At 32.9% G+C, this 11,954-nt stretch carries 10 protein-coding genes and 1 pseudogene; 6 read left to right on the top strand and 5 right to left on the bottom strand.

All coding sequences use genetic code 11. From position 1 onward, the window contains the following. Positions 1–184: 184 nt before the first annotated feature. From FH144_RS04985 to FH144_RS04965, 5 genes and pseudogenes are all read left to right on the top strand, one after another. Positions 185–1,097, top strand: a pseudogene (locus FH144_RS04985) (phosphate/phosphite/phosphonate ABC transporter substrate-binding protein). A gap of 81 nt (positions 1,098–1,178) precedes the next feature. After that, positions 1,179–1,757 carry an LPXTG cell wall anchor domain-containing protein gene (locus tag FH144_RS04980; RefSeq protein ID WP_242314116.1) on the top strand — a complete coding sequence of 193 codons (579 nt, stop codon included), beginning with the start codon at positions 1,179–1,181 and terminating at the stop codon, positions 1,755–1,757. 158 nt (positions 1,758–1,915) lie between these two features. Next, positions 1,916–2,809, top strand: a complete 894-nt coding sequence (locus tag FH144_RS04975) for a helix-turn-helix transcriptional regulator (protein WP_242314114.1) — start codon at positions 1,916–1,918, stop codon at positions 2,807–2,809. Positions 2,810–3,500: 691 nt separating this feature from the next. Then, a complete protein-coding gene (nagE, locus tag FH144_RS04970; protein WP_242314112.1) occupies positions 3,501–4,973 on the top strand; it encodes an N-acetylglucosamine-specific PTS transporter subunit IIBC in 1,473 nt (490 codons plus the stop codon). Between the two features lie 154 nt (positions 4,974–5,127). After that, positions 5,128–6,252 (top strand): HAD family hydrolase, encoded by a 1,125-nt coding sequence (locus tag FH144_RS04965; protein ID WP_242314110.1) that lies wholly within the window; start codon positions 5,128–5,130, stop codon positions 6,250–6,252. A gap of 60 nt (positions 6,253–6,312) precedes the next feature. On the opposite strand, the gene serA is transcribed toward FH144_RS04965, so the two are convergent. The 3 genes from serA to FH144_RS04950 form a co-directional block, all read right to left on the bottom strand. Continuing rightward, positions 6,313–7,917 carry a phosphoglycerate dehydrogenase gene (gene serA / locus FH144_RS04960; RefSeq protein ID WP_242314108.1) on the bottom strand — a complete coding sequence of 535 codons (1,605 nt, stop codon included), beginning with the start codon at positions 7,915–7,917 and terminating at the stop codon, positions 6,313–6,315. Then, positions 7,892–9,067 (bottom strand): pyridoxal-phosphate-dependent aminotransferase family protein, encoded by a 1,176-nt coding sequence (locus FH144_RS04955; RefSeq protein WP_242314106.1) that lies wholly within the window; start codon positions 9,065–9,067, stop codon positions 7,892–7,894. Before FH144_RS04955 ends, serA begins: the two co-directional genes overlap by 26 nt. A gap of 211 nt (positions 9,068–9,278) precedes the next feature. Further along, entirely contained in the window at positions 9,279–9,719 is a 441-nt protein-coding gene (locus FH144_RS04950) for an OsmC family protein (protein ID WP_242314104.1), read from the bottom strand. Between the two features lie 78 nt (positions 9,720–9,797). On the opposite strand from FH144_RS04950, the gene FH144_RS04945 reads away from it, so the two are divergent. Then, positions 9,798–10,544, top strand: coding sequence for a glycerophosphodiester phosphodiesterase (locus FH144_RS04945; protein WP_242314102.1), 747 nt, complete (start codon positions 9,798–9,800; stop codon positions 10,542–10,544). Positions 10,545–10,636: 92 nt separating this feature from the next. Here FH144_RS04945 and rpsD read toward each other — a convergent pair whose 3' ends face one another. Next, complete coding sequence (rpsD, locus tag FH144_RS04940) at positions 10,637–11,239, bottom strand: 30S ribosomal protein S4 (RefSeq protein ID WP_107508350.1); 603 nt, start codon at positions 11,237–11,239, stop codon at positions 10,637–10,639. A 221-nt stretch (positions 11,240–11,460) separates the two neighbouring features. After that, on the bottom strand, positions 11,461–11,931 hold the full coding sequence (locus FH144_RS04935) for a GAF domain-containing protein (protein WP_242314100.1): 471 nt from the start codon (positions 11,929–11,931) through the stop codon (positions 11,461–11,463). Positions 11,932–11,954 lie beyond the last annotated feature (23 nt).

Below are 11,954 nucleotides of genomic sequence, written 5' to 3'. Positions count from 1 at the left end.
TAATATTTCATACATATAAAAACAATGACAATTTGAGAGTTTTTTTATTTTAAAAACATTAAGAAATATGTAAATACAAAGTGAAAATAATAAAAATACATTGCTATAAATATTTATGTTAAATTATAATATTTAATATAGAGTATGAGAAATTAAAATATATAGGGTGTGGAGATATTGGAATATGAAAAAGTTACTTAGTTTAATAGTAATAATAATATTAGTTTCAATCGTTTCAGGTTGCGATCAAACTTCAGAATCAAATAATAAAGAAGCCTACCAACCTAAAACATTAAATATAGAATTTGTACCCTCACAGAATAGTCAAACATTAGAAGCGAAAATTAAACCGCTACAAAAGTTACTATCAAAAGAACTTGGCATTCCAGTTAAAGTACACATCTCGACAAATTATAATACAATGGTTGAAGCATTGAAATCTAAGAAGATTGATGTGGCATTTATTTCACCTGTATCGTATGTCATCGCTCATGATCAAGGTGCAGCTGAAGTATTATTAAAATCAAAAGGTTATCTCGTGGATAATCAAGGAAATAAAACCAATCAACTTATAGATTATTATCGTTCACAAATCGTTGTTAAAAAGAATAGTAAAATTAAAAATTTAAAAGATTTAAAAGGTAAAACAATAGGACTTCAAGATGTTGAATCAACTTCAGGATATATTTATCCTTTAGCAAGTATGGAAAAGATAGATATTACCAAAAATGATTTAAATATTCAACAATTGAAGGGGCATGACCAAGCTTTAATATCATTATTAAACAACGATATCGATGCAGCTGCTACTTATCAAGATGCTAGAACAGATTTAAAAAAAGATTACCCTAAAATTTATAAAGATACTAAAGTCATTTATCGTAGTGATAAAATTCCTAACGATACTATTTCTGTAAGAAGTTATATGAGTCAATCGTGGAAGACTAAGATTAGCGATGCTTTTCTAGATATAAGTAAAACTAAAAAAAGGAAAAAAAGTTATTAGCGATATATATGGACATGAAGGGTATGTAAAAGCAAAAGATGAGGAATTTGAAAAAGTTAGAAATTATATACGTAAAGTAAGAAATAATTAATATTTATTGTAAACCGACATTATATGTCCTCGTCACTTGATAAACTTCAACTGAAGTTATCAATCAATGGAGGTTAGTACAATGAAAAAAGGATTAATTGCAACTACACTAGCAGGGACAGTTTTAGCAACAGGTATTTTTACAGGACAAGCACATGCGGCAGAACAAAAAACGCCAGTATATGTATTTACAGAAAAAGAGTTTAACGAAAATAAAACTGGGGCCACTGAAGGTTTTGGCGGCGGGCCAGGTTCAGACGTTCGCATAGTAGTTGGTGATGAAACATATCAAGAGTATTTGAATAGAGTTAAAGCAGGGGAAGAACTTAGTGAAAGTGCAGCGCCGATAGAATATGTTTATCCAAACGAGTCGCAAGATACAAACCAAACTAAAGCTTCTAATAATGGTGAAGAAAAAGCAAATATGCAAGGTAACTCTCAGCAACCTGCTCAAGTAAACGAAAACCAAACAAATGCTAACCATCAAGCATCAACCTCAGACATGCCTTCAAACACTAATCAACAACAAATGCAATCAAATGAAGCATCAGTATTACCTGAAACAGGGGTACAACAAACAGGCATAACTACAATTATTGCTGCTATTTTAGGAGTTGCAGGAAGTATTTTACTATTTTCAAATCGTAAACATCAATCATAATAAACTCAATTGATAAAGCGATATATTTTAGGAATAGAACATAATTCATAAAAATAGATGAATTATGAGTCTATTCCTTATTTTTAAATTAATAAAGATTGTAAAAAGACAATATGTGTCCGTTTAATCTTTTATAATTTTCTTAGGAGTTGATTTTCTTGGACAAAGCAACGCGAGTTTTGAACTTACTAACATGTTTAATAAATAAAAATGTGGTTTATCCATCAGACTTAATTTATATGAGTGATGTAAGCTCTAAATCAATACAAAGAGATATTAATACCATCAATTTATTTTTCTATGAAAGTGAATTTTGGTGTGACCAACAAACCAAAGTGATTTATAACAGACGACTAAATGGTTATCAATTAGTTAACACTGAACACAACCAAAAAAGCTTACGTCTATTAAGTTTATTAATTAAAATTAAAAGTTTAACTCCTACATTACATAAGGAAATTTATGATTTTTTTAAAAAAGAGATAAATGGACAAAATATTGAAAATCAAAAGGTTTTAATGTCAGTATTAAGTCACTTCAATCAAAGAGATGAGCGTTTACCAGGTTATAATTTAATGTCATTACAAAGCGCTATCATGAAGAAATTAAAAGTAAGATTAAATATTGAAGGACAAGTTGAGAAAATTATTGTTAAACCATTATCAATGATGTATATGCATTATGAATATTGGTTCACCTATGAATATAAAAAGAAAATTTTAACTATACCAGTACGTTCAATAATTTCTTTAACTATATTAGAAACACAGTTCGAACAAGTGAATACAGAAAATTCAATTGTTTTTGAAATAAGTAAAAAAATTTGGGATCAATTTAACCAACAATTTTCAGTACAAAATATATTAGAAGAAAATGAGACGACTCTTAAGGTTGAAGTAAATTGTACAGACTTAGATGCATTTTACATATCTTATCAGTTAGCTCCACATGCCAAAATAATTGCGCCACAACATTTAATTGATCAATTTGTTAAGCGATTAGATGAAATAAAAAGCCAGTATACAAATTTTGCTGGAACTAGTAAGGAATAAAATGTAGCTCGTTAACCGAACAATCGTACTAACAGAAGTTTTAAAATATATAATGATAGATATTGTTAATTGGCTAAAATATAAAAAAGCTATCATATCCTCATAGGGATAATAATTATAGAGAATTTCCTAACTTTTGGAACAATTGAAGAAATTTAAACGAAGTTTATAATATGTGCTCCTCATCCATTTATATAAGGTGGGGAGTTTTTATTTCTTGATAGATTGAAAATAATTTAGTGAATAAAGTATTACTAGTTTATCAAGAAGTAATTGTTTTTCGTATATGTTATATATAATAGAAGGCAAAAAGAGCTTGAAATAAAAAAATCAATAAGTGCTAACGATTTGGTTAATCATTGCTAACCTAATAATAAAATCATAGCACTTATTAGAAAGTTCTTTTAAAAAGGTAAGGGCGAAAGCCTTTAACCATAATCCTATTATATAATTTGGCGTTTAAAATGCAAAGAGTAAATCTAATTATATTTTGTGTGAGCTTTCGAATTTATATATCAATCAAGTCTTTGACTCATTATTCACCTTAACATCATTTTATTATTAAATGTTTGTAAAAATGACACATCAAAAGCGCTTTCATTTGTGGTAAATTAATAAAGGAATAAAAAATACATACTTTTTAAAAATTCTATTATTAATTGTAAATAAGTATGATTTTGGGAGGACACAAATGTTTAAATTTTTTCAAAATTTAGGGAGATCTCTCATGTTGCCAGTTGCAGTGCTACCTGCAGGGGCAATTATCGTAGGGATTGGTAACTTACTCAAAGCACTCCATGCACTTCCTACAGTTGCGTTATTCTTTTCAACTGTCGGAACTGCAATCTTAGGTCAATTAGGTTTAATCTTTGCTATCGGTGTAGCAATCGGTATGGCTAAGAAAAATGATGGGGCTGTCGCATTAGCTGGCGCACTAGGTTATGCGATGGTAACTAAAGTATTAAATCCTGAAAACGTCGCATTAATGTTTAATATTAAAGAAAAAGCAGTCAACTTAGGATTTACTAAGATGGATAATTCTAACGTTTTTCTAGGTATGATTATCGGTTTAATCGCTGCATATTCTTATAATAAGTTTAGCGAAGTCGAACTTCCTATGGCATTATCATTCTTTAGTGGTAAACGTTTAGTTCCAATTATGACAGTATTCTTCTGTACTGCATTAGCAGTTGTTCTATTATTCTTATGGCCATTAGTATTTACAGGTATAGTAACCTTTGGTAAATGGCTTGTAGGATTCGGCTCATTTGGTGCATTTTTATATGGTTTCTTCAACCGTTTACTTATACCAACTGGATTACATCACGCATTGAATGCCGTATTCTGGTTTGATACAGCAGGAATAAATGATATTGGGAAATTCCAAACTGGTCAAGACGCAGTAAAAGGTCTTACTGGCCGTTATCAAGCTGGGTTCTTCCCAATCATGATGTTTGGTATCCCAGCTGCTGCATTAGCGATGTATCATAGTGCTGAAACTAAGCAACAGAAACAAGTGTGGGGCTGGTTTTTAGCTAGTGCTGTATCTGCATTTATAGTAGGGGTAACGGAACCTATCGAATTTGCTTTTATGTTCGTGGCACCGATTTTATTCCTTATTCATGCATTCCTTACTGGTTTATCTTTATTTATAGCGTCTGTTTTTCACTGGACTGCAGGATTCTCATTTAGTGCTGGATTAATTGACTATGTCTTATCATTAATCAATCCAGTCGCAAATCATCCATTAATGTTGCTCGTACAAGGCGTAGTGTTCTTTATTTTATATTACGTGATTTTCCGAGTAGTCATCAAAGTGTTTAACTTAAATACTATTGGTCGTGGAGATAATTTACTGGCTGATCCAACTGAAGTATCTAGCGATGACACTGACAATCAAGCCGTTGCTTCTGGAAAAGGGAAATACCATACAACTGCTAATCAAATTCTAGAAGGCTTAGGCGGTAGTGACAACATAGATACACTCACAAATTGTGCAACTAGATTACGAATGGAATTGAAAGACAATTCAATTATAGATGAACAAAAGATTAGAAACGCTGGCGCAATAGGTGTTACTAAAAATGGTAAACACTCTACACAAGTCATCATCGGCACACACGTCCAACAAGTTGCAGATGAAATTGAAAAACATTTAAAATAATTTTTGGAAATCTGACTAATAAAAAGCTAATGAGCGATGCAGACTTTAATCTACACGTTCATTAGCTTTTTGATTTATGATAATATGGAAAGTAAGTAATTATACTTATAAATAAAAGAATCAGAATATTCTAAATTAATGGAGAGAAAAGGATATGAAATCAATATTATTCGATGTCGATGGTGTATTTTTAAGTGAAGAACGTTGTTTCGATGTTTCGGCACTTACTGTCGAAGAAATACTAAAAAGCGAAGACTTCTTAGGTTTAGATACTTCTATACCATTTAAAGATATAAGCGATCAACTCATTCATGATATACGTAAACGAGTGTTTAAAGATGACCAAATTTTAACCCAATTAAAATCACTAGGATTAAATTCTAACTGGGATATGTTATTTGTCGTATTTAGCATTCACTTTATTAATATCTTAAAAACCCTTGATAAAGATGAAATTGAAAAAGTCTTAAACTACGACGCTATATCTAAATTTGAATTAACAAAACTACAAAATTTGATTAATCAAAATATCACAATTGATTATGATAGACCGTTAGAATTTATTAATCATAGTGAACACGGTAAAGACAATATTTATGCAGAATTGGAAGCGTATGCTAAGTTACAATTAAACATTGACGATGCAAGCTTATTTAAACTTAAAGGGTCGTTGTGGCATTTTTCAAGAGAAATTTATCAAGAATGGTATTTAGGTTCAAGCTTATTTAAAGAAGTTGAAGATAAGTTACCTATTTCAAACTTTAAAAAAGGCTTTATCTACGATGAGATTATACTGAGACCTGTCGAAGAGATTCAAACATTATTAACCGATTTACAAGAAGCGGGATATCAGCTTGCAATTGCAACGGGTCGACCTCGAACAGAGACTATGGTGCCATTTAAATCTCTCGGCCTGAAACAGTTCTTCCAAGATGACTATATTGTGACTGCGACAGATGTGTTGAATGCGGAGAAAGCTTTTCCTCAATATGTGCCATTAGGTAAACCTAATCCATTCTGTTATATTGCGACGCTTAATGGAAATGATCAAAGTAAGTATAAAGACTATGTTTCAAAACAAACCAATATTGTGAATAAAGAAGAGGTATTTATCGTCGGCGATTCACTGGCAGATTTGCTGTGTGCTAAAAAGATAGGAGCTACATTTATTGGTACGCTAACTGGTCTTAAAGGGCAAGCAGCAAGAGAAGAGTTAGAGGATTACGAAGCGGATTACATTGTAGAGCATGTTAGTCATATTAGAGATATTCTTATATAAAATGATTAAAACAGCGATGACAATCGAGTTATGATTGCCATCGCTGTTTAATTATATAATCTAATTTTTTGGAAGTGTTAATGATGTACCGTAAAGTTTATCAAATCCACCGAGTTGATATAATTCGTTAATCGTTTCAGATGGAACGGGTTGATCGACAGATAATATCATCATGGCTTGGCCACCTTCAATATTACGTCCTAAAGACATTGAAGCGATATTTATGCCATGTTTTCCTAATAATTGGCCAGTTAAACCAACCATACCAGGTTGGTCGCCATGATAAGAAATTAATTGATAAGCATTCGGTTTAAAGTCGACTGAGTAGTCATTGATACGTACAATGCGTGCACCAAATCCTGAAATTACCGTGCAACCAATTTTAACTTCTTCCGTATCATTTGTTAAATCGACTTGTATATAGTTACTGAATGCGCCTTGAGATGCTTGCTTCTCGATATTATGTGCTACACCTTGCTCATTAAGAAGAGCTAAAGCATTAATTAAATTAACACGCTCGCCTAAATCTTGTTGCAAGACACGTGTCACAATTGACCGCGTAATTAAGTCAGTTTCTTTATTCGCCACATCACCATTAAAGGTAATTTTAATAGCTCTAGGTGCGTCATCTAATAATTGAATCGCTAATTCACTAGACAATTGTCCGATATTAATCCACTGTTGAGTATCTTCATCAATCTCGTTGTAATTTAATTTCGGAGCATTAACGGCATGCGTAACGTTCCCATTTTCTAAAATGTCTACAATTTCTTCAGCTACTGAAATTGCTACTTTCTCTTGTGCTTCTACCGTAGATGCACCTAAATGAGGTGTTACAATAATCTTTTCATGATCTAGAAGAGGTGAGTCAGTTGGCGGTTCATGTTCGAAAATATCAAGCGCAGCGCGTGAAATTTGATTGTTATCCAAAGCATGTATTAAATCTTGTTCATTTATAATACCACCTCTGGCTACATTGATAATTTGTAATGTTGGTTTTGCTTTTGAAAAGAACTCAGCGTTAATGATACCTTTTGTCTTAGGTGTTAATGGCGTATGCACGGTAACGAAATCAGCCTGTTCGGCAATTTCATCAACTGTCGCAAGTTTTATACCTAATTGTTGTGCTTTTTCTTCAGTTAAATAAGGGTCAAAAGCTAAGACGTTCATACCAAAACTTTGAAGTCGTTGTGCTACGCCAATTCCTATACGTCCAGCACCAATGACACCTAATGTTTTTTGATATAGTTCAACACCTTTAAACTGCTTGCGATTCCATTCTTTATTTTTCAAAGAAGCATGAGCTTGAGGGATATTACGTGCCATCGTAAGAATCATAGCGACTGAATGTTCCGTCGCAGAAATTGTGTTACCATCAGGCGCGTTAATAACCAGCACCCCTTGTAAGGTCGCTGCTTCGATATCGATATTGTCAGTGCCTACACCAGCTCGAGCAATTACTTTTAAATTTTTTGCTTGTTTGATTATCGCTTCTGTGACTTGCGTTTGACTACGTACGATTAAACCTTCATAGTCTGGAATGGTTTTTAATAACTCATCTTCACTTAAACCAGTGTTAATATCCACTTTGAAATTTGGATGAGATGTTAAACTTTGCAATCCTTCTTCAGAAATTGGATCAGATACTAATATTTGATGCGTCATGATAGATGACCTCCGTATATTTTGAAGTTGCTTTACCGATGTAATTGACTTTACGATAATCTGATAAGATGATTTCTAGGGCAGTTACTACCGCTAAAATATCAAATGGTGATACTTTTCCCATATGGCCGATATGTAAGATTGTACCTTTTAATTTGCCTTGGCCACCGGCAATCGTAATGTTGAACTGAGATTTTAATGTAGATTTAATATGGTTTAATTCTTCTTTATCCCTTGGAATAAAAGCAGTTACAGTAGGAGAGGCGTAAGCATCTTCAACTAATAACTCTAAATCTAATGCGCTTAATGCAACTCTTAACGCATCTCGAATTGTGCAATGTCTCGTGATTGTGTTGTCAAAGCCTTCATTTTCCACTAAATCTGCATAAGCATTTACTGCTCTGAACAGACCAACGTTAGGAGTAAATGGTGTTGTGTCTTTTTGGAGAGAATCATGATATTTATTCAAATTTAAATAGAATCGTGGTGTAGTTACTTCTTTGAATCGTTGTAATGCACGTTGATTATATGCTACAAATGCCAAACCTGGAGGTAACATAAGCGCTTTTTGACTACCAGAAACTAACACATCGATATTATCTCTTTCTAAATCGACATCTACAGCACCAATACAGCTCACGCCATCTACCACATAATAGATAGTTTCATCAATTTCTTTAATGGCTTTACCTAATTGTGCTACAGGATGAAGGACTGTCGTTGAAGTTTCGCAAAATTGTGTAAAGACGGCCGTAATTTTATGCTCAAGTGAAGATAAGTATGTCACAAATTCTTCAACATTTACAGCTTTACCCAATTCGACATCATAGACATGTACGTTTTGATAATAAGTTTCTGCAATTTGTTTGAAACGATTACCAAATGCACCTGAGACAATAACGACAAAATGATCATCGGGGTTAACGATATTTAACATACTAGCTTCTAAAACACTGGTACCACTTGAAGTTAAAATCATGACATCGTTTTTAGTACCAAAGATAGGTTTTAAATTTGCGAAAGCTTCTTTGGCAATAGCTTCGAAATCTGGAGAACGATGACCGACCATAGGCAATGCCATGGCATGATTAATTTCATTAGGTACGGGAGTAGGACCGGGTGTTAATAACAATGGTTCATAATAATTCATGGTAAACTTTCCTCTCGTAATTAGATTTACTTATTTTACCAAAAATTCTGACAATTTTAAAGGTTCATTATTAGCATGGAACAAATATCAATTTGATGAGAAAAGAATATTGTTCCACGCTAGGGTAGATGACGGAGATTGAAAGTTTTATTGTTCCTAGATTATCAATTCACTTACAGAAACGCTTATTAAAAGAGTACTGAATAATTTGTTATAAAATAGTTGGTGTAATCTCTATAGCTACATTATTTCTTATAGAATTAGAAATCATACAATTATTATCTGCAATCTCTAATAGTTTTGGTAAACGTTTTTTTAAATTCTCTTTTTCATTATCTGGAATAGAGATGGAAGGATAATGTGTAATCTTATCCATTCTGAATTTTCCATTTTCGAAAATAGCTGTACCCACTGAATCTACAGTTAGCGTTACATTACTAAACTTCGCTCTTTCTAGAGTAGCGGCTAGGGAAATGATGTAGCAAGAAGAGGCAGCTGATACTAACATTTCATCAGGGTTAGTGCCTGTACCATTGCCGCCCAGGGAAGATGGGATAGAAATTTGTTCAGAGAGAACATCTCCATTTACAGTGCCGACTTCATCACGACCTCCTTGCCATTTGGTTTGAACTTTAAAGTCATGTTTAATCATTCATGTTTAACCTCCATTTATAGTATGGTAATTTAAGTGTAGTTCAAAGTGTTACATAATTAAAGAAAGGTGTCTTCTATGAAAATTAATAAACCTAATAACGAATTTCAAATTGTTGCACATCGAGGGTTATCTCATCAATATCCTGAAAATACTCTTGAAGGATTGAAAGCTGCATTAATGCAAGATATTGATATGTTAGAAATTGACGTTCATTTTACTAAAGACAATTATCTTGTTGTGATTCATGATGACACAATTGATCGAACGTCTAACGGAAAAGGTAAAATAAAAGACTATACTCTTGAAGAAATTAGAAAATTTGATTTTGGTATTAAACATAGTGAAAAATTTGCGAATACTACTATCTCTACATTTGATGAGATATTAGAATTATTTAATCATTATTCAAAAACGTTATTAATCGAGATTAAGGTGCCTAAGCAGTATCCAGGCATTGAACAAGCGGTGTTAGAAAAATTAGAAGCTTATCATGTACCTAGCCATAAAGCGGTTATTCAGTCGTTTGATGCTAATAGTGTGAAACGTTTAGCGGAGCTTCGAAGTAAATATAAATTAGGCTTGTTAGTGAGTAAGAAGAAATATTGGTACAAGCAACCTAACTTTGAAGAAATTGCCACATATGCTAGTTACGTGAATCCTAATTATAAATTAGTTAATAAAAAATTTATTGCCCGAGCACATGATGCATCTTTAAAAGTGATGCCTTATACGGTTAATATGGCGAAAGATGTTAAAGATTTGATTAAAGTAGGGGTAGATGGGGTTATCTCTGATATTCCTGACGAACTGTTTAAGTTATAAGATGAGTTGAAAACATAAGAAATAGTTAAAATTTAGATGCAATAAAAAAACACCCAATCCAATAGGAAAGGGTGTTTTTATAACTAAGCAACTTATCTTGAGTAGTACTCAACGATTAATTGTTCGTTAATTTCAGCTGGTAATTCGCTACGTTCTGGGAAGCGTACGAAAGTACCTTTTAAGTTATCAGCATCAAAGTCTAAGTATTCTGGTACGAAATTACTAATTTCGATAGATTCTTTGATGATGTCTAAGTTTTGAGATTTTTCACGTACAGTGATAACTTGACCAGGTTTTACTGAATATGATGGGATGTCTACACGACGGCCATCAACTTCAACGTGACCATGTCCAACTAATTGACGTGCTTGACGACGAGTACGAGCTAAACCTAATGAATATACAACTGCGTCTAAACGACTAGCTAATAAGATCATGAAGTTTTCACCATGTACACCGTGTTGTTTAGCAGCGATGTCAAATGTGTTACGGAATTGTCTTTCAGTAATTCCATATAAGTAACGTAATTTTTGTTTTTCACGTAATTGTAAACCATATTCTGATAATTTTTTACGTTGGTTTGGACCATGTTGTCCTGGTGCGTAAGGACGTTTTTCTAATTCTTTACCAGTACCACTTAAAGAGATACCTAAACGACGAGATTTTTTCCAGTTTGAACCTCTGAATCGAGCCATAATAAGACTCCTCCTTTTTCTTTTTTGTTGTTATGAAGAAACAAAAAAGAGTGTTGCATGCTCAACAGGATATATTGTTTTATGTGTCTTCACCTTATAGCGACAGTTACGTGACACGTCCGCATTGGGAACAACATAGAGCCTATTGATATACAACTGCTATTTTCGTTAATTCACACAAATTTCATTGTACCAGTATTTTACAAAGTGTCAATACATTTTTATTGTTTAGCTAATTGATTTTCCAGAACTGAGACAATTGCTTGTAAACCTTGTGCATCTTTCTCATTGAAACGACCTTTAATAGGGGCGTCAATATCTAGGACGCCGATAATTTCTCTATTTACGTGGATAGGTACTACGATTTCTGATTTACTATTAGCATCACAAGCAATGTGTCCAGGGAAGGCGTGAACATCTTCAACGAGTTGCGTCTTGTCTTCAGATACAGCTGTGCCACACACTCCTTTACCAATAGCAATATGCACACAAGCGGGATGACCTTGAAAAGGCCCGAGGATTAGTTCATTATTATCTATTAGATAAAAGCCGACCCAGTTAATTTGGGCTAAATTATCATTAAGTAGTGCAGAAGTGTTACTTAGAATAGCAATTAAGTTGGTTTCATCTTCAATTAAACTAGCAAGTTGCTTTTCTATTAATGTATAATTCGTTTCATTTATAGTTGACATACGATGACCTCATTTTGTTATTT

This window comes from Staphylococcus sp. acrmy (assembly GCF_022690565.1).
Taxonomy (GTDB): domain Bacteria; phylum Bacillota; class Bacilli; order Staphylococcales; family Staphylococcaceae; genus Staphylococcus; species Staphylococcus caledonicus.
Note: the sequence above shows the minus strand (reverse complement) of the source record. Positions and strands in the feature narration are given on the sequence as shown.